Here is a 23,144-nt window from a genome sequence, read left to right as displayed (position 1 = left end):
TGAGAACGGACATGGGAGATCGGAATCTGGAGACGGGCCAGCCAGGAGGTAAGGACCGATGACCACTACGAAATCCACTCCGATGTCCGATACCGATCTCGAGGTCATGTACCTCATCCACGACGCCTTCCGGCGCGACTCCGAACGTCTTGCCCGGGTCGCCGAGAAGGGTGTCCCCGAGGACCCGGCCACCCACGATGCGGTGCTGCTCGGTTGGCACGGATTCAGCCGGGAACTGCATCAGCATCACACGATCGAGGACGAGTTCCTCTGGCCGTTGATGCGAACCCGGCTCGACCAGGAGCCGGACGCCCTCGAAGTGCTCGATGCGATGGAATCCGAACACTCACTCATCGATCCGACGCTCGCGGCCGTCGAGGAAGCGTTCGACGACCGCGAACACGGACCCGACGTCCTGGCGGAACGTCTGGACGCGATAGTGCACCTGCTGCGGTCCCATCTCGCCCACGAGGAACGGGACGCACTGCCCCTTGTCGCCCGCGCCCTGACGTCCGAGGAATGGCACCGGATCTCCAAGGACGCGCTGCGCAAGATGTCCTTCTCCGATGTCGCGGCGACGACGCCGTACCTGTTCGAGGGAGCACCGGAGGACCGGATCCGTCTGGTGTACAGCGAGTTGCCGCTGCCCTTGCGCCTCCTCCACCGGTTCTGGTGGGAACCGCGGTACCGCCGCGCCCGCAGATGGGAATAGGCGCACGCACGGCACCCACCCGGAACGAAAGGAGGGCGGACGTCACCCGCTCGACGCGACCGCGAACGAACCGTCGGACGCCACCGGATCACCGAGCCGCGGCACGTAGTGCGACCATGCCAGCCGCGCCACCAGGTCGCGCCGGCTGTGCACCCCGGTCTTGGCGAAGATGCTCTTGAGGTGGTCCTGCACCGTGTACGGGCTGATGAACAGCGCTCGCCCGATCTGCTCGCGGGTGCGCCCGGCCAGCACCTGACGCACCACGTCGGTTTCCCGCGCGGACAGGCCGTGAGCCGCGGCGACGAACGTGACGACCTCGGGCAGGTGCGCTCGCTCGATGTTGACCACCACCCCGGACGGCCCGGTCCCGTCCGCGGTGCCCACGGCCCGCAGCACGACCCATTCGCCGTCGAGTGTCCTGGCCCGCACCACGACCGGCCCGCCGCCGGAGGAACGAACCCGCATCGCGAGGATGTACACCGGCAGTCCCCCCGGCCGATCGGGCTCCACCCAGCCGAGCCTCTCGAAATACCCGAGCGCGGCCGGTGTGGTCAGCGCCAGTTCGTTCTGGTCGTCCACAACCACGACCGCGGGACCGTCACCCGAGTCCGAATTCGTGTACGCGGCCTGGCGGAGCAGGCTCGTCCTGAAACCGTCCCCGATGTCGCGGAGAACCCCGGCGAGCACCTCGATCTCCACGTCGGTGAACGCGGCCGTCTCCGTTCTCCCCAGATCTGCCATACCCCAACATGTTCCGTCCCGGCCACGGAACACCATGCGCACGTGGTCATCGATACCGAACGGTTCGAGCACCTCGCGATAGAGCCGGGTGGCCCGGTATCGCCCACCCTCCTGCTGCACGCTCCGGATTCCGCTCGGCCGGCGCAACATCGCGTCGTAGCCGAAGGCATCCGGATCGGGCCCGTATTCGAACTCGAAGACGGTATTCATGGCGCGGAGCGGGTCGTCGAAACCGACATTCGTCCCCGACGTCGGAACCAGCACCGCGGGATCCACGGTCGCCACGCACCCACAATCGAACGGGACCTGTTCGCGAAGTGCATCGAGAATCTGCGTCCGAAAATCCGCGGAATCGGTCGCAGTCCGTACTGCGCGACGGACCGTCGACTTCAACCGGGCGGCAGAGCGCGCCGCGTCCATGAAGCCCAGTATTCCCCACCAATGAGGGATTGAGAACGGGCACGGGTGGTCGGAATCTGAAGTCAGGGGCGAGTCAGGAGGTAAGGACCGATGCCCACCACGAAATCCACTCAGCTGTCCGAAGCGGACCTCGAGATGCTGTACCTCATCCACGATGCGTTCCGGCGCGACAGCGAACGTCTGACACGGGTCGCCGAACACGGCGTCCCCGAGGACCCGGCCACCCACGACGCCGTGCTGCTCGGCTGGCACGGCTTCAGCACGATACTGCACCATCACCACACGATCGAGGACGAGATGTTCTGGCCGCTGATGCGGACCCGGCTCCAGGACGAACCCGATGCCCTCGAGGTGCTCGACGCGATGGAAGCCGAACACGCCCTTCTCGATCCGTCACTTGCAGCGGTCGAGGAAGCGTTCGACGACCGCGAGCACGGACCCGACGTCCTGGCCGAGCGCCTCGACACGGTGGTGCACACGCTGCGGTCCCATCTCGCGCACGAGGAGAAAGACGCCCTACCGCTGATGGCGCGCACCATCACAGCCCGGGAAGTGCAAACCCTCACCAAGGACGCAATACGTTCGGTGTCCCGTTCCGAGCTCCGGGAGGCGACCCCGTACCTGTTCGAGGGAGCACCCGAGGACCGGACCCGCCGGCTGCTGCGCCAACTTCCGCTGCCGGTGCGGCTCCTCCACCGGTTCTGGTGGAATCCGCAGTATCGCCGCGTCCGCAGATGGGAATGAACACGCGCGGCCCCAACCGGCCACTCGGGGTCCCTTCACGACGCGGCCTCGAGGAGCCGTCGGCAAACGCCGCTCGCGTACGGGGACGTCGGCGACGAACAGCGCGGGTCGACGTGCTCAGAGTCTCGGATCCAGCACCACCTTGCAGACGCTGTCCGAGCGGCTGCCGTACATCTGATAGGCACGGTCACCCTCGGACAACGGCAACCGGTGGGAAACGACAGCCCCCGGATCAAGGCGCCCGTTCTCGGTGAGCGCCAGCAACGTCGGGAGCTCCGCCTGCACCGAACACAAGCCGATCGCGAAGTCCAATTCTTTGAGCTGGGCAATCTCCATCGGGAAGGTGAACCGGTTGTTCTGGCTGACGCCGATCACGCTGACCCGCCCACGGACCCGTACCGCGCGCAGCGCCAGATCTATCGTGGCGTCCGCGCCGACCGCCTCGATGACGGCGTCGACGCCCCGGCCACCCGTCGCGTCGCGGACTGCTCGGACCTGGCTCTTCCGGTCGTCACCCACGTCGATCGCACGGGCACCCATCGCCTCGGCCCGCGCACGGCGGTCCGGCACCGGATCGATCGCGAGGACCTGCCCGGCGCCCATCGCGATGGCGGACTGGACCGACATCAACCCGACCGGCCCCAGCCCGATCACCAACACCGAGTCGCCGGGCACGATCCGGGCCCGCCGACAGCCGTACCATGCGGTCGGTGCGTTGTCGGTCAGCACCAGGGCGGCCTCGTCGCCGACCGAGTCCGGGATCGTCGCCAGATTCACGTCGGCGTTCGGCACTCGCAGGTACTCGGCCTGGGTGCCGGCCAGCGCGTGGCCGAGCCCGTAGCAGCTCGACTGCCAGGACTTACCGGCTTTGAAGGTGCAGGTCGACACTCGACCGGCCGCGCACTCGGAGCACGTCGTGCAGCCCACCGACGCCGTGGCCAACACTCGGTCGCCGGGCGCGAATCCGGTGACACCGGCACCCACCTCCCTCACGATTCCGACGGCCTCGTGCCCGACGATGAAACCGATGTCGTCGGTGAATCCGTGACCGCCCCAGATGTGCAGATCGCTGCCGCAGATGCCGGCCAACGTCACCTCCACGATCGCGTCGAGGTCCCCGGACAGCACCGGCGATGGGACTTCGGCACAGGCCACGTCCCTCGGCCCGCGGTAGGTCAGAACCTTCATCGCGTCTTCTCCCATGTCACCACGTCGTACTTCTCCCACCTCGAGGGAGGCACTCCGCCCCATGAGCGGAGTGCCTCCCGAAAACCGATGCCGCTCAGCCCTATCGGTTGCGCCGAGCTCGGACAACAGGCTCGCGCCGGATACGCGATCATCGGCTGGTACGCATTTCGGGTCAGGCCCAGCTGCGTATCGCCGCGTCGAGGTCGAGTCGGCCGGCAGGTACCGGCGTAGCCGGGTCGGTCCTCGAGAACCGCGGCGCCGGCCGCGGCTGATCGACGCCACCGATGTTCTCGAAGATCCCGCGCCCCGACATGTGCGGGTCCGCAAGCGCCTCGTCGTAGCTGAGCACCGGGGTCACACACGCGTCGGAGCCCGTGAACACCTCGGCCCACTCGTCCCGGGTACGGGACTTGAACGCCGACGTCAAAGCCGCTCTCAGCGCGGGCCAGCGTGCGCGGTCCCACTGCGCCGGCAATTCACCGATCTCCAGACCGAGACCACGGACCATCTCCGCGAAGAACTGCGGTTCCAGGCAGCCGACGGCGACATGCCGGCCGTCTGCACACGTGTAGGTGTCGTAGAACGGTGTGGACCCGTCGAGGAAGTTCTCCCCCCGGCCCGCCGCCCATGCTCCCGCTCCCCGCAACGACCACAGAAGCTGGGCGAGCACACTGGTCCCGTCGACGATCGCACCATCGACGACCTGCCCGCGCCCCGAACGTTCGCGCTCCCAGAGCGCCGCCAGAACGCCGACGATCAAGAACATCGAGCCGCCGCCGAAGTCGCCCACCAGGTTCAGCGGTGGAACCGGCTTGCCGTCCGCCACACCGATGTTGTCGAGTACTCCGGTCAGCGAGATGTAGTTGATGTCGTGGCCGGCCGAGTTCGCCAGCGGGCCGTCCTGACCCCAGCCGGTCATCCGGGCATAGATCAGCCGCGGGTTGAGTTCCAGGCAGGGATCGGGTCCGAGGCCGAGACGCTCGGTGACACCCGGGCGGAAGCCCTCGACGAGTATGTCGGCCCGGCCGATGAGGTCGCGGACACCGGTGAGATCGTTGGCATCCTTGAGGTTGACGCGCACTACTTTTCGGCCCCGTAGAGTGGTGTCTTCGTCGCTCGACACTCCCGGGATCAGTTCCGGCGCCGAATGGCGCTCGACGCGGATCACCTCGGCACCCAGGTCGGCCAGCAGCATGCACGCGTGCGGCCCGGGACCGATACCGGCCAGCTCGACCACTCGGAGCCCGGCAAGCGGCCCGGTCGACCGCGGGTGATTCGGATTCGATGTGTTCATGGTCGTTTCGTCCCGGTCACAGGGACCGTGCGACGATCTCCTTCATGATCTCGTTGGTGCCGCCGTAGATCTTCTGAATCCGGGCGTCGGCATACATACGTCCGATGGGGTACTCACGCATGTATCCGTAGCCCCCGAAGAGCTGGAGACATCTGTCGACGACATCGCACTGCTGCTCCGTAAGCCAGTACTTCGCCATCGCGGCGGTGGTGGCGTCGAGTTCTCCGGCCAGGTGCCGCTGGATGCACTGGTCGACGAACACCCGGGCCACATGCGTCACGGATGCGCACTCGGCAAGCTCGAACCTGGTGTTCTGGAAGTCGAAGACAGACTGCCCGAATGCTTTACGTGACTTCGTGTAGTCCACGGTTGCCGCGACAGCGGCTTCCATCGCGCCGACGGCGGAGATCCCGATATTGAGACGCTCCTGGGCGAGTTGAGTTTTCAGCTGCATGAAGCCCTGACCCTCCGGACCGAGCAGGTTCGCGACCGGCACCCGGACGTCTTCGAAGAAGAGTTCGGACGTGTCGGCGCCCTTGCACCCGACCTTGTCGAGGATCCGGCCTCGCACGAAGCCTGGGCTGTTGTCGGTTTCGACCACGAGGAGGGAGATTCCGCGGCCCCCGGCCTCGGGATCCGTCTTGACCGCGACGACGAGCAGATCGGCGGTGCCACCGTTGGAGATGAAAGTCTTGGCACCGTTGACGATGAAGTGGTCGCCGTCGCGGACCGCCCGGGTCTGGATCGCCTGCAGATCCGACCCGGTTCCCGGCTCCGTCATCACGATTGCCCCGATGCGCTCACCCCTCGCCATCGGCGGCAACCATCGACGGCGCTGCTCTTCGGTTCCATAAGCGTAGATGTAGTGGGCGACGATCGCCGAGTGCACGAGAATGCCGAATGTCGCGTCACCCGAACGGGCCTGGGCCTCGATGATTGCAGCCTCGTGGGCATAGTTGCCACCGCCGCCGCCGTACTCCTCCGGGATGGAACAGCACAGCAGCCCGAGGTCGCCGGCCTTGCGCCAGACCTCACGATCGACGTACTGCTGACTTTCCCACTTCTCCCGGTGCGGCACCACCTCGGTGGTGAAGAACTTCGTGGCGAGTTCACCGAGGGCGTCGACCTCGGGGTCACGCCACGGCGAAACGTACTGCGCTGTAGCCATGTCTCAGCCCTCGTACCCGCCGCCGGTGATGATCAGCTGTCCGCTGATGTAGTCGGATTCCGGATAGGTCAGCATCACGACCGAACCGGCAGCTTCCTCCGGTGTGCCGGGACGGCCGAGAGGAATCATCTGCTTCGCGGCGGCGAGCAGCTGCGGGTTGACCCCGACCTTGATCTGGCGGCCTTCCACGTCGATGGTCGAGTCACCGTCGGCGGGTGCCATGGTCAGCCGGGTTTCGATGAACCCGAACGCCACCGCGTTGACGTTGACGTTGTAGCGTCCCCACTCCTTGGCCAGGGTCTTGGTCATGCCGACGATGCCGGCTTTCGCCGAGGAATAGCTGGCTTGACCGGCATTGCCGAAAATGCCTGCCACGGAGGAGATGTTGACGACCTTGCGATGCACCTGGAGTCCTGCGTCGCGCTCGGTCTTGACGGCCTTGCTGATCACCGGCTGGGCGGCGCGGAGGATACGGAAGGGCGCCTTGAGGTGGACGTCGAGAATTGCGTCCCACTGCTCGTCGGTCATCTTCTGGATGACGCTGTCCCAGGTGTATCCGGCATTGTTGACGATGATGTCGAGGCCGCCGAAGTTCTGCGTGGCGGTGCCAACGAATCGATCTGCGAATTCCGGATCCGTGACGCTGCCTGCGCAGGCGACGGCCGCGCCACCCGCGCCGGTGATCTCGTCGACCACCTCGGTGGCCGGCACCGTATCGAGGTCGTTGACAACGACGTTGGCTCCTTCCGCTGCCAGCTGGAGGGCGATGGACCGGCCGATGCCGCGACCCGCGCCGGTGACGATCGCCGTCTTACCGTTGAGCTTTCCCATGATTGTTCGTCCTTACTGGGTGTGTCGTGAGAAGGTGGGTTCCGGTTCAGTCGAGCGCGACGGTTGCCTCGCCGACCAGGGTGGTCGTTCCGTCGGCCAGGGAAACCTGAAGATCGAGCGTGGCGAGTCGTTCGCGGTCGACGTCGGCGACCGAGGCCACCGTCGCGGTACAGGTGGGCTGCCCGTGCACGGGTGTGATCGAGGCGAATCGCACCTTGTACGACCGGATCCGTTCCTGCGGAACCAGGTCGGTGAGCAATCGGGCGAGGTACGCCATCGAGAGCATTCCGTGAGAGAACACATCGTCCAGGCCGGCCGACCGGGCCACGTCGAGGTCGATGTGAATCGGGTTGTGGTCACCGGAAGCGCCGGCGAACAGGGCCAATGTGGTCCGCGAGATCGGAGGGATCTCCAGGGCGGGAAGGGTGGCTCCGGCCACCAGGGTGTCGATGCTCATCGGTTGCCCTCCTCGCCGGCCACTGCGGCCGGGTCCGGGTGTTGGACGACGAGGACGCTGCGCATCTCCGCAACGACCGCGTCGTGCTGGTCGGTGACGACGGAGTCCTGCACGAGGAACTCGAGTCGGCCGCCACGCTTGTCGTAGATGTCGCTCACCGTGCTCACCACTGTCAGGTCGTCCCCCGCGTGGGCCACCTGCCGGTAGGAGAACTGCTGTTCGCCGTGGAGTACGAAGCGCAGGTCCACGCCGAGGCGGTCGAGGAATCCGGCGGAGTCCGGGTCCTCCATGCCGATCCCGAACAGGAAGGTCGGTGGGACCGGAAGGTCCGGGTGCCCGGCCTTCTTCGCCGCCTCGAGATCGGTGTAGATCGGGTCCCGCTGGCCTGTGGCGACCGCGAAGTCGCGCAGTCGGCTCCGGGTCATCAGCAACGACGCCCGGCCGGTTTCCTGACCGATGATGCTGCGATCGATGGCCATCAGATCGCCGCCTTCCGGTAGAGCGAGACCACGACGGCGCCACCGAGTCCGATGTTGTGCTGCAGCGCGAGCTGCGCATCGGGGACCTGACGATTGCCGGCGATACCCCGCAGCTGCCAGGTGAGCTCGCTGCACTGCGCGAGGCCGGTGGCGCCGAGCGGGTGGCCCTTCGAGATCAGGCCACCGGACGGATTGACCACCCAGCGACCTCCGTAGGTCGTGTCGCCCTTCTCGATCAGCTTGTGCCCCTCGCCGATGTCGCAGAGACCGAGCGCCTCGTAGGTGAGCAGCTCGTTTGCGGAGAAGCAGTCGTGCAGCTCGATGACATCGACCTCCTCGGCCGATCGGCCGGACTGCTCGAAGACCATCTCGGCGGCCTTACGACTCATGTCGAAACCGACGGCAGAGATAGCGCTCCCACCGAGCGATTCCGGAAGGTCGGTGACCATCGCCTGGCCCATGATCTCGACGGCCTGCTCGGTCAGCCCGTTCTCGCGCACGAAATCCTCGCTCGCGAGGACCACGGCGCCGGAGCCGTCCGAGGTCGGCGAGCACTGCAGCTTGGTGAGCGGCCCGTAGATCGAACGCGAATCGAGAATCTCCTGCAGCGTGTACTCGTCCTGGAACTGGGCGTACGGATTGTCGACCGAGTGCCGGTGGTTCTTCTCCCCCACCATCGCGAAATGCTCGGGCGTGGAACCGTACAGCTCCATGTGTTCGAGTCCCGCAGCACCGAACATGTACGGGGCGAACGGCTCCTGCGGCTGGTACTTGCGGGCGAGCACCTCCAGGTGCTTGTCCAGCGCGCCCGCCCGGTCGGTGTAGGAAGCGCTGAGCGAGCCGCGCTGCATCTTCTCGAACCCGAGAGCGAGCACACAGTCCGCGCGACCGCCCCGGATGGCTTCGGCCCCGAGATAGAGTGCGGTCGAACCCGTCGAGCAGTTGTTGTTGACGTTGACGACCGGCACCCCGGACAGCCCCAGTTCGTACACCGCGCGCTGTCCCGAGCACGAGTCGCCGTACACGTAGCCCACGTACGCCTGCTGGATCCGGTCGTACGAGACGCCGGCGTCGGACAGTGCCGCACTCCCCGCTTCCCGCGCCATGTCGGGGTAGTCCCACCCTTCGCGTGCGCCGGGCTTCACGAACTTCGTCATCCCGACACCGACCACGAATACTCGGCGATTCATCTTGCCCTCCTTCATTAAGTGAATCTCTAATAAGTAGAGTGACACAGGCACGCGTTGACCGCAAGAGTCAAAGAGGCCAGTATGTAGCCGATAGATACGGTCGCTCAGTGAGATTCTGCGCGATCTTGTGAATCTGAACTCAAGTACGAAAGCAGACAGGAGAAATGAGCATGCTGACAGGGAAGACCGTCGTGGTCACAGGCGGAAGTCGTGGCCTCGGCCGGGCGATGGTGCACGGTTTCGCGGAGCGAGGCGCATCGGTGGTCATCGCGAGCCGGAAGTTCGAGAGCTGCAAGGCTCTTGCCGAGCAGGTCGAGGATCGCTACTCCGTTCGCGCACTGCCGCTCGCGTGCAATGTGAGCGACTGGGACGAGTGCACGGCGCTGATCGAGAAGACCCTCGGTGAGTTCGGCGGTATCGACGTACTGATCAACAACGCGGGCTTGTCTCCGCTTTACCCCAGCCTCGATCAGGTTTCGGAAGCCCTGTTCGACAAGGTGATCGCCGTCAACCTGCGGGCGCCGTTCCGTCTGGCTGCACTGGCCGGGACACACATGATGGAGCAGGGTGGCGGTTCGATCATCAATATCGGATCCATCGAGGCGATCCGTCCCGGACCGGACGCCCTCCCCTACGCGGCGGCAAAAGCCGGTCTGCACACGCTGACAGAGGGATTCGCCCAGGCTCTCGGCCCTACCGTTCGGGTCAACACGATCCAGTGCGGCCCGTTCCTCACCGACATCTCCGAGAATTGGACGCCGGGGGTTCGCGAGAACCTCGAGAGCAGCCTCGCACTCGCGCGATGTGGACGGCCCGAAGAGGTGGTGGACGCCGCGCTGTTCTTCGCGACCGGCGCATCGTCGTTCTGTACCGGTTCGGTTCTGCGAGTCGACGGCGGAATGCCCTAGAAGCAGCTACCGCGATCGCCCCGGACAAACGCCCCGGCACCCGTGCACGCGCACGGGCGCCGGGGTTGTTCGACTTCCGGGATCACCCGATCAATCGATGCGCACGCTCGAAGAGTTGCAATGTGCGCGTGTGCATCTCGACCCCGAGTTCCGGCGTGGCCATGCCGGCGAGCGAACGGACGTACGTCCCCTCGAGCACGATGCCGAGTTTGAAGCATGCCAGCACGCGATACCAGTCCAGATGTTCCAGCGACCGCGTGCCCGACGCGGCGTAACGGGCGATCAGTTCGTCCGGTGTGGCGATACCACCCGCTTCGGCGAGGCGGCTGCCCATGAGATCCGTTCTTGCCCCCGCATCGGCCCAGACCGCCAGCAGCCATCCGAGGTCGAGCAACGGGTCGCCGATCGTGCACATCTCCCAGTCGACGATCGCGACGACCTTCGAGCTGTCCGGCGCGAACATGAGGTTGCCCAGATGGAAGTCACCGTGCATCAGCCCAGGGTCCGCTGCTGGGGGTCGGTGGCAATCGAGCCATTCGGCGATTGTGTCGACACCGGGTATTTCGTTGCCGGAGTACCCCATTCGTCGGTAGCTGTCGAGCTGATCGAGCCACCTGCGCACCTGTCGTTCCAGGAAACCGTCGGGACGTCCCATTCCGCCGAGTCCGATCTCGTCCGGATCCACTGCATCCAGCGTGAGCAGCGCGTCGACAACCGACAATCCCATCCGATGACGTAGGTCGGCCGATGCCTGCTGATCAGGTGACAGAGCGACCATCGCGTTGATGCCGTCGACGGGCTCCATCAGGAAGAAGACCGAGTCTCCCAGCACCTCAGGTGTCTCGCATCCGCCGAGCAGTCGGGGGTGCGGCACACCGGTGTCGCCGAGGGCACGCAGTACCGTCATCTCACGGCGCAGCGCGTCGTCGGATTCGGGGCGCGGATGCCGCGGTCCGCGGCGCAAGACGTATCCGATTCCGTCACGCTCGAATCGGTACATCAGATTCTGGGTCCCCCCACCCACCGGCCGGACGTGCGAGACCGGTCCGCTTCCCAAGCCGGCCGAGTCCATCCACCGTTCCACGGCGGGAAGATCGAGACCGATCACGTCCGGTCCCCTTCGAGATGTGCCGGTCATCGCTGGTGGACCAGGTGCGCGGCGACCCCCTGCGGTGTCGGTGTCGTGACGGAGGCGAATCGCTTCAGCTCGGTGCGTGCCACGGCACGACGATGAACCTCGTCCGGACCGTCCGCCACGCGCACGATCTTGGCCTCGGCGTACATCCGCGCCAGCGGGAAGTCCGGTCCGAGACCGGCGGCGCCGTGTGCCTGCATGGCGCGTTCGATCACTCGGGAGGCGACGTTGGGGACGGCAACCTTGATCCCCGATATCTGGCTCGCGGCTCCGGTGTTGCCGACCGTGTCCATGAGGTGCGCCGTGTACAGCGTGTAGAGCCGTGCCTGGTCGATCTCGATCCGGGAATCCGCTATCCACTCGCGGACCACTCCCTGATCGACGAGCGTGGTGCCGAAGGTGGCTCTCTTGTTCACCCTGTCGATCATCGACTCGAGGGCGCGCTCGGCAGCACCGATCATCCTCATGCAGTGATGGATACGGCCGGGACCGAGACGCGCCTGGGACATGGCGAAACCCGCGCCCACCTCGCCGAGCATGTTGGTCACCGGAACCCGGACGTCCGTGAAGGTGATCTCGGCGTGCGACTCGAACGTGTGGTAGCCGAGGACGGAAAGATCCCGTTCGATGGTGACGCCCGGGGTGTCCTTCGGAACGAGCACCATGCTGTGCCGGCGGTGCCTGGGCGCGTCGGGTGCGGCATCGGTGATGCCCATGACGATGAAGAGCTCGCATCGAGGGCGCGCAGCACCCGAGATCCACCACTTGCGCCCGTTGAGCACCCACTCGTCACCTTCTCGAACGATGGACAGCTCGATGTTGCTCGCATCCGACGACGCGACCCGAGGCTCGGTCATCGCGTAAGCGGATCGGATTTCACCGTCCATCAGGGGGCGCAGCCACCGGGCCTTCTGCTCGGGTGTCCCGAAGAGCGAAAGCAGTTCCATGTTTCCGGTGTCGGGTGCCGAACAGTTCATCGCCTCGGGGCCGAGGGGAAGGCTCCGGCCGCTCAATTCGGCCAACGGTGCGTAGTCCAGATTGGTCATGGGCTCGTGTCCGGCCTCCGGGTGTGGCAGGAAGAGGTTCCACAATCCTCGGTCGCGAGCAACCTTCTTGAGGTCCTCGAGAACGGGCGGGTTTGCGCGCTGCCCGTTCTGATCACGCAACTGCTCCTCGAACACGTTCTCCGCGGGATAGAGATGATTCTCGAGGAAGTCGATCATCTTCTCACGCAAGTGAATTGCTCGTGGACTCGAGTCGAACATCATCGGCGCCTTTCGGTGGATGCGGTGGGCCGCCGGTACTGCTCCCTGAGCCGGCGCTTGAACAGTTTTCCGCTGTCGTCACGTGGCAGGTCGTCGTCGAACACGACCACCCGGGGAACCTTGTAGCGAGCCAGGTGTGTTGCGACGAAGTCCCGGACGGCGTCGGCCGTGGCCTCGGCGCCCGGCAGGAGTTCGATGTGGGCGGCGAGGGACTCACCGAACTCGTCGTCGGGAATGCCGAATACCGCGACGTCGGCCACTCCGTCCATGCGCATGAGACAGGCTTCGATCTCGGCCGGATAGATGTTGACGCCGCCGGAGATGACCATGTCGCTGACCCGATCGGTCAGGTACAGGTACCCGTCGTCGTCCACATATCCGATGTCGCCGACGGTGATGTAACCGTCCTGCTCGATCTCGCGGCGCTTGGCATCGTTCCCGATGTAGGTGAAGTCGGGCCACCCCTCGACACTCCTGCCGTAGATGACTCCGGGTGTCCCGGCGGGAAGCCGCTCGCCCGTGAACATGTCCAGGATGCGGACATCGGAGCCGAAGCGAGGCTTGCCGACCGTTCCCGGGTGAGCAAGCGCCTCGGCACTGTCACACATGACGAACGGCCCGACCTCGGATCCACCGTAGTATTCGCGCACGATGGGTCCGAACCAGTCGATGATCGCCTTCTTCGTCTCGGGGGCACAGGGCGCCGCGGCGTGCACGATCACCTGCAGCGAACTCACATCGAACGACTTCCGCACCTCCGTCGGCAGCCGTAGCAGGCGGGTGAACATGGTCGGCACCATCTGGACGGACTCGATTCGGCGACTTTCGACGAGACGCAGAAACTCGACAGGATCGAATTTGGGCATGATCGTGATGTCCATGTCGAGCGCCGCGGCGAACAGCGCATGGTTGTTCGGGGCCGCGTGGTACAGCGGCGCGGGCAGCAGCGTCTTCCCCCCGGGTCGCAGGCCGAGCAGGCCCATCGATGCTTTCAGCACCTTCGCCTGATCTTCCGCTGAAATGCGATTCCTGAGAACACCTTTCGGAAGGCCCGTGGTGCCCGAGGTGTAGATGACGCCCATCGGCGTCTGATCGGTGACCACCGAAATCGGCTCGTTGCTCGCAATGAGACGGTCGAGGGTGTCGTACCGCCCGGTGGTCCGGACGTCACCGAGCCCGTAGGCGTCGGCGACCTCCGCCGGCACCTCCGCCTCGATGACCATCACCCCCTCGGGCGCCTGGGCGACGACGGCACCGATCAGGTCGGAATGGGCTATCACAGCCTTCGCCCCACTGTCCCGCAGCAGGTGCGCCAGATCCGAACCCATCCAGTGCCAATTGACGGGGACCGGGACGGCGCCGATCGGTGCCGCCGCGAGAGTGGTCTCGAGGAACGCGACCTCGTTGCGCATCACGATGGCGAAGCGGTCTCCCGGCCCGACACCCGAGGCTCGCAACCCGGCGGCGAGACGCGCGGCCCTGGCTTTGACCTCCACCAGGGTTCGCGACCTGCCACCGGACCACACGCGGGGCTCTCCGAACCCGCCCGCCTCGAGGGAATCAGACCTGACTGTAGGTTTCCTGATCGCTTGATTTTTCATGCTCGGATCCGGTCTAGTCATAGACTAGACCTTAACCGAGATTCACTTATGTGTGAAGAGGGTCACGAGCGCGGCGGGCGCTCGCCATCCTCGGACTCACGCCTCCAGCACTGCCACCACAACCGCACTCGCGTCGGCCACGAAACCCTCTGTGGATGCGAGATGTCGCGCCGTCGTCAGGTCATCGGCCACCGACAGCGCGATATGAACCAGGTGTCGAGCATCTCGTTGGTCGAGCTCGGGTCGGACCGCTCGGACGAGCGCTACCCATTCGGCCACGTACTCGCGTTGATACGCGACACTCCGCTCCTCGATTTCCACTTCCCCCGTCAGCTGGTGCACCATCCGCGGCTGAGCCGCGAACCGGGACACATAGGCGTGGGCGAGAAGAGCCAGAGCCTCGCGCGGATCGCTGGTTCGGCTCAATGCCTGGTCGAGATCCAGCCACAAGGAGTGGGTGCCCCGATCGAGCACTGCGCGGAGCACGGCAGCCTTGTTCTCGAAGTAGCCGTAGAGGTTCGGTCCCGTCACCTCGGCCGCACTGCCGATATCGTCCAGGGAGGTTTCCTGATAACCCTGCTCCGCGAACAGACGACTCGCAGCCAAGAGCAGCCGCTCCCGGCGCGACACCGGTGAAAGCCCCTTGCGCGCAACGCTCGGACCGGCAGCCCCGATGTCGGCCATCCGCGCTCCCGCGACCGCACGCGCTGCGCGGATGAGCACCTCGACATGGGTCGAGGCGGGGATGCGCACCGACCGATAGCTCGGGCTCGCCATCACCGATTGGATCGCCCGCGCCAACAGCTCCGCCTGACCGGCCGTCAGCTGCGGCCGGTCTCGCCGCAGCAGACGCTCGTATCCTTCTGCAGACCTGCGCAGCCGTTCCCGGAGGGACTCCCGCACCTCGGGGGGCAAGTGGCAGGCCTCGCGTGACCAGAGCACACCGAGGGGGCGAGCGACGGCGATCGATGCGGCTTCGGCGATCACCTCGTCGAGCGGGATGTCGCCGCTCGCCGGGAACTCGATGTCACCGAAACTGTCCTCGATCACGGCCTCGAGGAGAACCGCCTTGTTGGCGAAATGCCGGTAGAGCGCGCTCGGCCCGATTCCTACCCGGCTCGCGATCGCACCCATGGTGACGTTGTGGTAGCCCTGTTCGACGAACAGGTCCCGCGCATGCGCCAAGATCTGCTGCTTGCGGTCCTTCGGACGCCGTCTGACGCGATCTTCAACATTCTGCCCGGTCACCGAGGGGCCCTTTCTCCGAAGAAGTGAATCCGCATAAATGTATCGAGCACTCGCCATCGACGATCGGCTCGTCAGCGTATTTGCGGCGAGAACCAACCGCCGGTCGACGGCGACGAACGCACGCACGACACCCACCGGGACGACGCGCGGGCGGGCTATTACAGTCGGGGCAACACCGCGCACCCCGGGGGATACGACACAATGCAGCCTGCCTCGACCTCACCTGCCGAAACAGGCACGACGGTGACCGCGACCGTCGTCGAACACCATCGCCTTCGCAACAACCTCTCGGTCATCCGTCTCCAGTGCGACAACGAGGTCGTGCCGTTCCGCGCCGGCCAATACGTCGACGTCACCGTCCCGCAGCGGCCCGGTCTGCCGCGACGCCTGTCACCCGCGCTGCCCCCGTCCCTGGACGGCAAACTCGAGTTCCACGTGCGGTCCGTTCCCGGCGGCTGGGTCAGCGGCAGCATCGTCGCCGACACCCGGCCGGGCGACGTGTGGACGATCGGTGAACCGAAGGGCGGCGATCTGCACGTCGACGACAGCGGCCGCATCGTCATCATGATCGCGGGCGGGACCGGTCTGGCCCCGCTGCGCGCACTGCTGCTCGACATGGCTCGCCGCCCCGAACCGCCGCGCACGTTCCTGTTCGTGGGCGGCGGTTCTCCCCGCGACCTCTACGCGTCGGACATGCTGTCGCTGCTGTCCGAGGCGTTGCCGTGGCTGACGGTGGTTCCGGTCGTCGAATCGGTCGAGGATCCGGACTTCCCGGACCCTTGGTACAACCGGATCGTCACCCAGCTCGGCGACATCGGCGCCGACCCGGACGATCTGATCGAGGGCAGCCTCGACGAGGTCGTCACGTCCTACGGCGCGTTCGGCGACCATCAGGTCCTGTTGTGCGGGTCCGCGGCGATGGTCCGGGCGACCCTGCACAAGCTGATCGAGACGGGTACCCCCGTCGAGAACATCCGCTTCGACCCGTACTGATCGCCCGGGTGCGGGGCTTGCCTGCTTCGCGCCTCGGCAGGACGATGGATGGGCAAACATTCTCGTCCACCGAGGAGGGTCGTCATGACGACCGCTCGAGGGATCATGCATGCCGGTGCGACGTGCATCGGCGAACACGAAACCCTGGAGTACGCGGCACAGCAGATGCGTGAGCTCGACGTCGGCTCACTTCCCATCTGCGGCGACGACAACCGGCTGCACGGCATCATCACCGACCGCGACATCGTTCTGAAATGCGTTGCGCGCGGGTTGGATCCGACGATGATGACCGCCGGCGACCTCGCCCAGGGCAAGCCGTACACGGTCGCTGCCGACGCCGACATCGACGACGTACTCACGATCATGGAGGAACACCGGATCCGGCGACTGCCGGTGATCGGCGACCACCGGCTGATCGGAATGATCAGCGAAGCGGATCTGGCCACACACCTGCCCGAGGAACAGGTCGGCCGGTTCGTCGAATCCATCTGCGCCACCATGAGATAACCCGTCCCGAATCGAGGTGAGCGCCGATGAGCGCGCTGACAGGCAAGACCGTTCTCGTCTCCGGCGCAGCGCGCGGCATCGGTGCCGCGACCGCGCGCGCCCTGGCTTCCGAAGGCGCGCAACTGGTTCTGTTCGACGTGGACGCGCAACCACTGCACGAGCTGGTCGCGGTGATCGGCGACGACCGCGCGGTCGGGACGGTCGCCGATGTCCGGGATCTCGACGCGGTCCAGGCCGCCGTCGACGCGGGCGTCGACCGGTTCGGCGGCCTGGACTTCGCAGTGGCGAACGCCGGGGTCGGCGCGTACGGCTCTGTGCTGCAGGTCGATCCGGAAGCGTTCCGCACAGTGATCGACGTCGACCTCGTCGGGGTGTTCCACACCGTGCGCGCGACGTTGCCGGCGATCATCGAGCGCCGCGGCTACCTTCTTCTCGTGTCGTCGATGGCCGCGTACCTGCCCATGCCGGGGCAGGCGTCGTACAACGCGGCGAAAGCCGGTGTGGAGCAGTTCGCCAACACTGTGCGTCTCGAGGTCGCACGCCACGGCGTCGGTGTCGGGTCGGCGCACATGGGGTGGATCGACACCCCGCTGATCCGCGATGCCCGCGCCGATCTGCCCGCGTTCGACCGGATGCTCACGGCTCTACCCGGGCCGCTCGGGAAGGTCCACGACGTCGACGAGTGCGCCGCCGCGTTCGTCCGTGCCCTCGGGAGGCGGTCCCGCCGCGTGTACGTGCCCGGTCCGATGCGGACCGCAGCGTGGGCACGGACCCTGATCACCTCGGCGGTCGCCGACCGGATCGTGCTGCGAGCGCTGGCGCACGCGCCGGACGCGGACGGTCAGGTCGCGGCGCTGGGGCGTTCGATGAGCGCCCGCGTCGCCGCGCTCCTCACCGAAAGGTGAGGTGCCGGCGGGTTTTCGCCGGGCGCTCGATCACGCAGATGCGGACACGGCGTCCACATCGGTGTGCGACTGCGCCGGAACCGCGACGGTGACCCAGGCCCGCGCGATCACCGCTCCGGAATCGGTCGCACACACCACTGCGACGTCCTGCACGAATTCGTGATCGGTGCGGTAGTGCTGCAGCACACCGACAGTGCACTTCGCCGGTTCGGCACCGGCCGTGGGACCGGTGATGCGGACGCGGAACCTCCGGACGTTCTCGACGCCGAACCGGTCGACGACACAGCGGGCGAGTTCCCCCACGGCCCGCTCCGAGGTTGCCGGTGCGTCCTCACACCCCGACAGAAACACTTCGGCAACCCTGCGGCCGACCGTGTCGAAGTACTCGACGGTCCGGTCCACACGGTGGGTCTCGGCGTCGCGCACCGTGCGGGTCCGGCCACGGAGCGGTTCGTCCGCCCGAGGTGGGAGGAAGAACACGATGTCCGCCTCGTCGGCACCTGCGCCGTCGAGCCGGCCCGCCGCGACGCCGAGCGACAGGAAGGTGGGTGCGGAACCTGTTTCCGGAACAACACTTTTCACGATGATTCTCCCTCTCGCTCGGCGAGAATGCGTCAGACGGACACGCTCGAGTTCGCGGCGTCGCGCGCCGCGATGTATCCGAACACCAGACCCTGGCCGATGGTTGCGCCCGCACCCGGGTAGCGATTGCCGAACGCGTTGGCCGCGGTGTTGCCGATCGCATACAGACCCTCGATGACGCTGCCGTCCTCGCGCAGCACGCGAGCACGTTCGTCGGCGCGCAGGCCGCCGCACGTGCCGAGATCGGACAGGGTCATCTTCACCGCGAAGTACGGGCCGTGGTCGAGCGGGCGCAGGTTCGGGTTCGGCTCGACCGTCGGGTCGCCGTAGTACCGGTCGTATGCGCTTGCGCCGCGCGCGAATTCGGAGTCCGTTCCCGCCACCGCGTCGTCGTTGAACCGGCGGAAGGTCTCGGCGAAGGCCTCCACCGGGATTCCCATCGATGCCGCGAGTTCCTCGGGGGTGGCACCGCTGTGCGCGATGCCGGCCTTGAACCAGGAGCCCGGGATCGGCTGGCGCGGGAACAGTCCCGCGGCGAACACGTAGCTGTTGCGGTACTTCTGGTCGAACACGATCCACATCGACTCGACCGGATCACCCGAGCGTTCACGCTCGAGGACGGTCTGGCCGAACGTCATGTAGTCGCAGGACTCGTTGATGAACCGGGAGCCCTTCTGGTCCACGATGAACGAGCCGGGCAGCGACCGCTCGGCGAGCATCACCAGCGGCGGATTGCCTTCGCGCGACGGTGCGACCGCCGGGAACCACCACGCCTGATCCATCAGGTCCACATCGGCGCCGATCTCCTGCGCGATCTTGATGGCGTCGCCGGTGTTGCCCTCCGCGCCGAGGCTCTCGCCGTCGACGAGCGATTCCGACTGGAATTTGTGCCGCCACTGCATGTCGTGGTCGAAACCACCGGCGGCGAGGACCACACCGCGACGAGCCGTGACGGTCACCTCCCGGCCGTTCTGCTCGACGACCGCGCCGGTGACGCGATCGCCGTCGGTCACCAGGCGCACCAGCGAGGTCTCCGTCCACACCGGGATCCCTGCGCGCAGCACACCCGCGAACAGACCCGCGGCGATGGCCTGGCCACCGGCGACGTACTCGCGCTTGATCGCCAGCCCTGCCACGCCCTGCGCGAGGCGGCGGAAGATCGTCGCGAACCCCTTGACCGGCACCCGTGCCATGAGGTTCATCCACTTGTAGTCGGCGCCGGTGGTGGGCATCGGCAGACTCGCCTCCATCAGCCCCGGCCGCAGCCGGCCCCGCTCGTCGCCGAGCTGCGACAGGTCGAACGGGCGGCATTCGCACGTGCGGCCGATCGCTGCGCCGCCGGGGCGCTCCGGGTGGTAGTCGGCGTAGCCCTTGGCCCAGAAGAACTTCATCGGCGTGGTGCGGCTGAGAATCGCCACCGTCTCGGCGCCGTTGTCGACGAACGCGTCACCGCGCTCGGCGGGGGCGCTGCCGTCGACCACCGCGCGGACGTAGGTGCGGCCACGCTCACGGGTGTCCCCGGAACGTGCTTCCTGCAGAACGGGATTGGCGGGCATCCAGAACGCGCCGCCCGACCGTGCCGTCGAGCCGCCGACGTACTGCGTCTTCTCGACGACGAGCGCCGACAGTCCCTCCTCGTGCGCCGTGAGCGCGGCGGCCAGGCCGGTGCCCGAGCCGATCACGAGCAGGTCCACGGTGGTGTCCTGTGCCTGGACGGGGGCCGGTACGGGCTTCTTCGCCATGCCACTCTCCTTCGCCTGGTTGTTCCGCAACGAGGGACGACGGTAGACCGGTATCGACCCCGACGGCACGGACGTTCCCTACCACCGGGACACGCCGTCGGGAACCGGACGAACCGGTCCGCGCCGGGAAACCGGAACGGCGACTATCGCGGAACGACCGTGTACCGGCGCAGTGTCAGAGCGGGATTCTTGGCACGAACGGCAGACAGGCGAGCCGGATCGACCTCGGCCACGGCGATACCTTCATGCTCACCCAGCCCCGCAATCACCACACCCATGGGATCGACGACGATGCTCGCGCCGGATCCCACCGGAGCATTCTGGTCGGCTGCAGCGACATAGATCGTGTTTTCGATGGCGCGGGCCCGGACCAGAGTGGTCCAGTGGTCTTCCTTGAGCGGTCCGGCCATCCATGCCGCCGGCAGAATCAGGACATCGGCACCGGCATCGACGATCGTCCTCGTCACCTCGGGAAAGCGGAGGTCGTAGCAGGTCTGGATTCCGAAGGTGATTCCGCCTATCCGGAAGGTCTCCGGGGCGGCGAGGGGTCCGGCCTGCACCATGTCCGATTCGCGGTAGCCGAATGCGTCGTAGAGATGGATTTTTCGGTAGGTCGCCACGATGCTGCGGTTGGGAGCCATCGCAACAACGGTGTTGTAGATGCGGTCCTCGCCCGTGATGGTCTCGTTCATCCCTGCGACGATGTGGATGTCGTGGGTCTGCGCCAGATGCCCCAGCTCCGTGACGAATCGTCCGTCCAGCGGTTCCGCCGTCTCCACGAATCGATCGTCCATCACCGGCGCCGTGAACATGGAGTACTCGGGCAGTACGAGCAGACGGGCACCTGCCGATGCCGCCTGTTTCACCAGGTCACCGACACGTGCGAGGTTGGCGGCCGTGTCATCGCCGGACGCGAACTGGCCGATCGCGATCTGCATGCCTCTCCCCTGTTCCTTCCGGGTACACCGCGACCGGCCTGGACATCCGCTTTTGTCGACGGCGCCCGACAGCAGGACGATCCCGGCATTCGGAAAGCAAACGGTTGAGAAGAGTTTAGTCTCCACTGTTTCCGGTGGTGGTGCGGATGCCGGGAAGACCGCGAAACTCGTTACCCGACAGGATCATCGCGGTCAGTTCACGTCCCGACGCCGCACCAGAATCCCGGTGGTCACCACCGCGACCACGATGTAGGCGGTGACGGTGACGACCGCCCTGGGTCCGGAGATCACGTCCACCACCCCGGGCGTGCCCTGTCCTGCCCCGGTCACCGCACCGACGAGCGATCCGGCGGCGGTGCCCGGCAGGAATGCCGTCACGTCCTGGACGAGCGGCAGAGCGGAACCGACACCGCGCAGCAGATTCTCCACGACGAGGGTCCACACCAAACCCAGGCCGACCGACAACGCCGCACTGCGGGCGTAGGTGCCCAGCGCGAAACCGATCGTCGCCCACATCATGAACACCAGATACGCCGTACCCGCCGAGCGGAGAAGGTCGGCAGCCGACGGCCAGGTGAGCGGTTGCGCTTCGACCGTGGCGAGTACGACGGAAATGGCCGTGCACAGCACCGCTGTGACGATCACCATCGCGGCCACGATCACCGCGAGCGCGAGCAGCGCCCCGATCGTCGGACGCAGCCGGCCGTGGGTGAACACCGTCTTCCAGGTTCCCCAGGTGTAGCCGTTCCCGGCGACGAGGGCGCCGACGACGAGCACGAGGGCACCCCCGAACAACGGCGTGCCTTGTACCAGGACATCGGGTACCGACTCGGGCAGGACGCCCTGCAACAGGGCTTCGGCAGATTGTCCCTCGGTGGAGAAGCCGGCCGATCCGGTCGTATAGGAGATGTACGGGAACACGTAACCGAATACGGTCGCGAGCAGGAACCATGTGCCGAGGGTCGCCCACATCGCCGGCCACGCACGTAACCGGAACAGTTCGGCGCGCACACTGCGCGCCACGGTGTTGCGCCCCGCGACATCGGGGACCGAGCTGGTGGGTGAGCGGAGTGTCGAGGCGGACATGTCACACCCCTTTCATCGGTGTGGAAGTGGTGGTCATCTCGAAGAACACGTCCTCGAGGGTGCGTTCGGTCGGTCCGATCGACGACACCGCCACATCGGCGGCGACGAGCGCCCGGACGACATCGGGTGCACGCTCGGGTGGCAGGTCCAGCAGCACAGCGTCGCCGTCGATCTCGAAGCCGTTCTCACCGGCGAGATCCGAGGCGATCGACACCACCCGGTCCTGGGGCGTGCCGCGCACCTTCAGGATCGCGTCGCCGAGCAGGGTGGACACGGTCGATTCACGCACCAGGCGCCCGTTCGCGATCACGCCGACGCGGTCGCAGATCTCCTGGACCTCGCCGAGCAGGTGACTCGACAGAATCACGGTGTGCCCCGCCCTGGCGAGGTCGACGATCAGGGCACGCATGTCCGCCATGCCGCTCGGGTCGAGGCCGTTGGTCGGCTCGTCGAGCATGATCAGGTCCGGGTCACCGAGCAGGGCCGCGGCGACCCCGAGCCGCTGCTTCATCCCCAGCGAATACGACTTGTACGCATCGTTGCCGCGGTCGACAAGACCTACCCGGGCCAGCACCTCCTCCACGCACCGGTCACTCAACCCGCGGTGACGCGCCAGGGTGCGGAGGTTCGCCCGTCCCGACAGATAGGGAAAGAAACCAGGTCCCTCGATGAGAGCACCGGTACACGAGGACGATTCGCGCGAGCCGGCAGGCCTGCCGAGAACGCGGACGGACCCGGAGGTCGGGCGGATCAGGCCGAGGATCATGCGCAGCGTCGTGGTCTTCCCTGCGCCGTTGGGGCCGAGGAATCCGTAGATCTCGCCGCGTCGAACGGTCATGTCTACGGAGTCGACCGCGGCGCGGTCGCCATAGCGTTTGGTCAGCGCCGACGTCTCGACCACGACGTCGGCATCGATATCGGCCGATCCCGCCCGGCCGGGCCGGTCGGTTGCAGTAGTGAGTGTCGTGTTGTCGGTCATGCCTCGATCGTCGGCCGCACACACGCCGACG

23 protein-coding genes are annotated in these 23,144 nt (G+C 66.5%); 6 read left to right on the top strand and 17 right to left on the bottom strand.

Features of this window, described 5'->3' with window-relative positions:
* Nucleotides 1–58: 58 nt before the first annotated feature.
* Nucleotides 59–712 carry a hemerythrin domain-containing protein gene (locus ACWDUD_RS23225; protein ID WP_450110816.1) on the top strand — a complete coding sequence of 218 codons (654 nt, stop codon included), beginning with the start codon at nt 59–61 and terminating at the stop codon, nt 710–712.
* 42 nt (nt 713–754) lie between these two features.
* Here the strand turns inward: ACWDUD_RS23225 and ACWDUD_RS23220 are convergent, their stop codons facing one another.
* Entirely contained in the window at nt 755–1,738 is a 984-nt protein-coding gene (locus tag ACWDUD_RS23220; protein ID WP_450110815.1) for a response regulator transcription factor, read from the bottom strand.
* Nucleotides 1,739–1,963: 225 nt separating this feature from the next.
* Here ACWDUD_RS23220 and ACWDUD_RS23215 point away from each other — a divergent pair, with 225 nt between their 5' ends.
* Nucleotides 1,964–2,617, top strand: coding sequence for a hemerythrin domain-containing protein (locus ACWDUD_RS23215; RefSeq protein WP_450110814.1), 654 nt, complete (start codon nt 1,964–1,966; stop codon nt 2,615–2,617).
* A gap of 117 nt (nt 2,618–2,734) precedes the next feature.
* Here the strand turns inward: ACWDUD_RS23215 and ACWDUD_RS23210 are convergent, their stop codons facing one another.
* The 7 genes from ACWDUD_RS23210 to ACWDUD_RS23180 all read right to left on the bottom strand — a co-directional run bounded on the left by ACWDUD_RS23210 (nt 2,735) and on the right by ACWDUD_RS23180 (nt 9,224).
* The gene (locus ACWDUD_RS23210) at nt 2,735–3,805 is read right to left on the bottom strand and encodes an alcohol dehydrogenase catalytic domain-containing protein (protein ID WP_450110813.1); all 1,071 of its coding nucleotides are present in this window, start codon (nt 3,803–3,805) and stop codon (nt 2,735–2,737) included.
* 172 nt (nt 3,806–3,977) lie between these two features.
* Entirely contained in the window at nt 3,978–5,099 is a 1,122-nt protein-coding gene (locus ACWDUD_RS23205; protein WP_450110812.1) for a CaiB/BaiF CoA transferase family protein, read from the bottom strand.
* A 16-nt stretch (nt 5,100–5,115) separates the two neighbouring features.
* Nucleotides 5,116–6,267, bottom strand: a complete 1,152-nt coding sequence (locus ACWDUD_RS23200; protein ID WP_420750354.1) for an acyl-CoA dehydrogenase family protein — start codon at nt 6,265–6,267, stop codon at nt 5,116–5,118.
* Between the two features lie 3 nt (nt 6,268–6,270).
* Nucleotides 6,271–7,098, bottom strand: a complete 828-nt coding sequence (locus ACWDUD_RS23195; RefSeq protein WP_450110811.1) for an SDR family NAD(P)-dependent oxidoreductase — start codon at nt 7,096–7,098, stop codon at nt 6,271–6,273.
* 46 nt (nt 7,099–7,144) lie between these two features.
* Nucleotides 7,145–7,555, bottom strand: coding sequence for a MaoC/PaaZ C-terminal domain-containing protein (locus ACWDUD_RS23190; RefSeq protein WP_450110810.1), 411 nt, complete (start codon nt 7,553–7,555; stop codon nt 7,145–7,147).
* Nucleotides 7,552–8,034, bottom strand: coding sequence for a MaoC family dehydratase N-terminal domain-containing protein (locus ACWDUD_RS23185; protein ID WP_450110809.1), 483 nt, complete (start codon nt 8,032–8,034; stop codon nt 7,552–7,554). Before ACWDUD_RS23185 ends, ACWDUD_RS23190 begins: the two co-directional genes overlap by 4 nt.
* On the bottom strand, nt 8,034–9,224 hold the full coding sequence (locus ACWDUD_RS23180) for a lipid-transfer protein (RefSeq protein WP_450110808.1): 1,191 nt from the start codon (nt 9,222–9,224) through the stop codon (nt 8,034–8,036). The genes ACWDUD_RS23185 and ACWDUD_RS23180 overlap by 1 nt, the downstream gene beginning before the upstream one ends.
* A 170-nt stretch (nt 9,225–9,394) precedes the next feature.
* Between ACWDUD_RS23180 and ACWDUD_RS23175 the strand changes: the two genes are divergently transcribed.
* Complete coding sequence (locus ACWDUD_RS23175) at nt 9,395–10,132, top strand: SDR family NAD(P)-dependent oxidoreductase (protein ID WP_197254938.1); 738 nt, start codon at nt 9,395–9,397, stop codon at nt 10,130–10,132.
* Nucleotides 10,133–10,214: 82 nt separating this feature from the next.
* Here the strand turns inward: ACWDUD_RS23175 and ACWDUD_RS23170 are convergent, their stop codons facing one another.
* The 4 genes from ACWDUD_RS23170 to ACWDUD_RS23155 form a co-directional block, all read right to left on the bottom strand.
* Complete coding sequence (locus ACWDUD_RS23170; RefSeq protein ID WP_450110807.1) at nt 10,215–11,270, bottom strand: phosphotransferase family protein; 1,056 nt, start codon at nt 11,268–11,270, stop codon at nt 10,215–10,217.
* Nucleotides 11,267–12,535 (bottom strand): acyl-CoA dehydrogenase family protein, encoded by a 1,269-nt coding sequence (locus tag ACWDUD_RS23165; RefSeq protein ID WP_450110806.1) that lies wholly within the window; start codon nt 12,533–12,535, stop codon nt 11,267–11,269. The genes ACWDUD_RS23170 and ACWDUD_RS23165 overlap by 4 nt, the downstream gene beginning before the upstream one ends.
* Nucleotides 12,532–14,058 carry an AMP-binding protein gene (locus tag ACWDUD_RS23160; RefSeq protein WP_450110805.1) on the bottom strand — a complete coding sequence of 509 codons (1,527 nt, stop codon included), beginning with the start codon at nt 14,056–14,058 and terminating at the stop codon, nt 12,532–12,534. The genes ACWDUD_RS23165 and ACWDUD_RS23160 overlap by 4 nt, the downstream gene beginning before the upstream one ends.
* A 171-nt stretch (nt 14,059–14,229) precedes the next feature.
* The gene (locus ACWDUD_RS23155; protein WP_450110804.1) at nt 14,230–15,381 is read right to left on the bottom strand and encodes a TetR/AcrR family transcriptional regulator; all 1,152 of its coding nucleotides are present in this window, start codon (nt 15,379–15,381) and stop codon (nt 14,230–14,232) included.
* A 201-nt stretch (nt 15,382–15,582) separates the two neighbouring features.
* On the opposite strand from ACWDUD_RS23155, the gene ACWDUD_RS23150 reads away from it, so the two are divergent.
* The 3 genes from ACWDUD_RS23150 (at nt 15,583) to ACWDUD_RS23140 (ending at nt 17,786) form a co-directional block, all read left to right on the top strand.
* The gene (locus ACWDUD_RS23150; RefSeq protein ID WP_450110803.1) at nt 15,583–16,374 is read left to right on the top strand and encodes an FAD-binding oxidoreductase; all 792 of its coding nucleotides are present in this window, start codon (nt 15,583–15,585) and stop codon (nt 16,372–16,374) included.
* Between the two features lie 84 nt (nt 16,375–16,458).
* On the top strand, nt 16,459–16,881 hold the full coding sequence (locus tag ACWDUD_RS23145; RefSeq protein ID WP_450110802.1) for a CBS domain-containing protein: 423 nt from the start codon (nt 16,459–16,461) through the stop codon (nt 16,879–16,881).
* 26 nt (nt 16,882–16,907) lie between these two features.
* A complete protein-coding gene (locus tag ACWDUD_RS23140; protein WP_450110801.1) occupies nt 16,908–17,786 on the top strand; it encodes an SDR family oxidoreductase in 879 nt (292 codons plus the stop codon).
* A 30-nt stretch (nt 17,787–17,816) separates the two neighbouring features.
* On the opposite strand, the gene ACWDUD_RS23135 is transcribed toward ACWDUD_RS23140, so the two are convergent.
* The 5 genes from ACWDUD_RS23135 to ACWDUD_RS23115 all read right to left on the bottom strand — a co-directional run bounded on the left by ACWDUD_RS23135 (nt 17,817) and on the right by ACWDUD_RS23115 (nt 23,113).
* Nucleotides 17,817–18,368: a hypothetical protein gene (locus tag ACWDUD_RS23135; protein ID WP_450110800.1), complete on the bottom strand. Its 552-nt coding sequence runs from the start codon at nt 18,366–18,368 to the stop codon at nt 17,817–17,819.
* A 32-nt stretch (nt 18,369–18,400) separates the two neighbouring features.
* A complete protein-coding gene (locus tag ACWDUD_RS23130) occupies nt 18,401–20,110 on the bottom strand; it encodes a 3-ketosteroid-delta-1-dehydrogenase (RefSeq protein ID WP_450110799.1) in 1,710 nt (569 codons plus the stop codon).
* A gap of 143 nt (nt 20,111–20,253) precedes the next feature.
* Nucleotides 20,254–21,048, bottom strand: a complete 795-nt coding sequence (locus ACWDUD_RS23125; RefSeq protein WP_450110798.1) for a carbon-nitrogen hydrolase family protein — start codon at nt 21,046–21,048, stop codon at nt 20,254–20,256.
* 192 nt (nt 21,049–21,240) lie between these two features.
* Nucleotides 21,241–22,134: an ABC transporter permease gene (locus ACWDUD_RS23120; RefSeq protein WP_450110797.1), complete on the bottom strand. Its 894-nt coding sequence runs from the start codon at nt 22,132–22,134 to the stop codon at nt 21,241–21,243.
* Between the two features lies 1 nt (nt 22,135).
* Nucleotides 22,136–23,113, bottom strand: a complete 978-nt coding sequence (locus ACWDUD_RS23115) for an ABC transporter ATP-binding protein (RefSeq protein WP_450110796.1) — start codon at nt 23,111–23,113, stop codon at nt 22,136–22,138.
* Nucleotides 23,114–23,144: the final 31 nt, after the last annotated feature.

It is taken from the genome of Rhodococcus sp. NPDC003382, from assembly GCF_053589135.1.
This window is presented reverse-complemented; position numbering and strand designations above follow the sequence as displayed.

Coding starts and splice junctions, on each gene's coding strand:
- ACWDUD_RS23225 (WP_450110816.1), top strand. CDS start 59: ATGACCACTACGAAATCCACTCCGATGTCCGATACCGATCTCGAGGTC.
- ACWDUD_RS23215 (WP_450110814.1), top strand. CDS start 1,964: ATGCCCACCACGAAATCCACTCAGCTGTCCGAAGCGGACCTCGAGATG.
- ACWDUD_RS23210 (WP_450110813.1), bottom strand. CDS start 3,805: ATGAAGGTTCTGACCTACCGCGGGCCGAGGGACGTGGCCTGTGCCGAA.
- ACWDUD_RS23205 (WP_450110812.1), bottom strand. CDS start 5,099: ATGAACACATCGAATCCGAATCACCCGCGGTCGACCGGGCCGCTTGCC.
- ACWDUD_RS23200 (WP_420750354.1), bottom strand. CDS start 6,267: ATGGCTACAGCGCAGTACGTTTCGCCGTGGCGTGACCCCGAGGTCGAC.
- ACWDUD_RS23195 (WP_450110811.1), bottom strand. CDS start 7,098: ATGGGAAAGCTCAACGGTAAGACGGCGATCGTCACCGGCGCGGGTCGC.
- ACWDUD_RS23190 (WP_450110810.1), bottom strand. CDS start 7,555: ATGAGCATCGACACCCTGGTGGCCGGAGCCACCCTTCCCGCCCTGGAG.
- ACWDUD_RS23185 (WP_450110809.1), bottom strand. CDS start 8,034: ATGGCCATCGATCGCAGCATCATCGGTCAGGAAACCGGCCGGGCGTCG.
- ACWDUD_RS23180 (WP_450110808.1), bottom strand. CDS start 9,224: ATGAATCGCCGAGTATTCGTGGTCGGTGTCGGGATGACGAAGTTCGTG.
- ACWDUD_RS23175 (WP_197254938.1), top strand. CDS start 9,395: ATGCTGACAGGGAAGACCGTCGTGGTCACAGGCGGAAGTCGTGGCCTC.
- ACWDUD_RS23170 (WP_450110807.1), bottom strand. CDS start 11,270: ATGACCGGCACATCTCGAAGGGGACCGGACGTGATCGGTCTCGATCTT.
- ACWDUD_RS23165 (WP_450110806.1), bottom strand. CDS start 12,535: ATGATGTTCGACTCGAGTCCACGAGCAATTCACTTGCGTGAGAAGATG.
- ACWDUD_RS23150 (WP_450110803.1), top strand. CDS start 15,583: ATGCAGCCTGCCTCGACCTCACCTGCCGAAACAGGCACGACGGTGACC.
- ACWDUD_RS23145 (WP_450110802.1), top strand. CDS start 16,459: ATGACGACCGCTCGAGGGATCATGCATGCCGGTGCGACGTGCATCGGC.
- ACWDUD_RS23140 (WP_450110801.1), top strand. CDS start 16,908: ATGAGCGCGCTGACAGGCAAGACCGTTCTCGTCTCCGGCGCAGCGCGC.
- ACWDUD_RS23130 (WP_450110799.1), bottom strand. CDS start 20,110: ATGGCGAAGAAGCCCGTACCGGCCCCCGTCCAGGCACAGGACACCACC.
- ACWDUD_RS23125 (WP_450110798.1), bottom strand. CDS start 21,048: ATGCAGATCGCGATCGGCCAGTTCGCGTCCGGCGATGACACGGCCGCC.
- ACWDUD_RS23120 (WP_450110797.1), bottom strand. CDS start 22,134: ATGTCCGCCTCGACACTCCGCTCACCCACCAGCTCGGTCCCCGATGTC.
- ACWDUD_RS23115 (WP_450110796.1), bottom strand. CDS start 23,113: ATGACCGACAACACGACACTCACTACTGCAACCGACCGGCCCGGCCGG.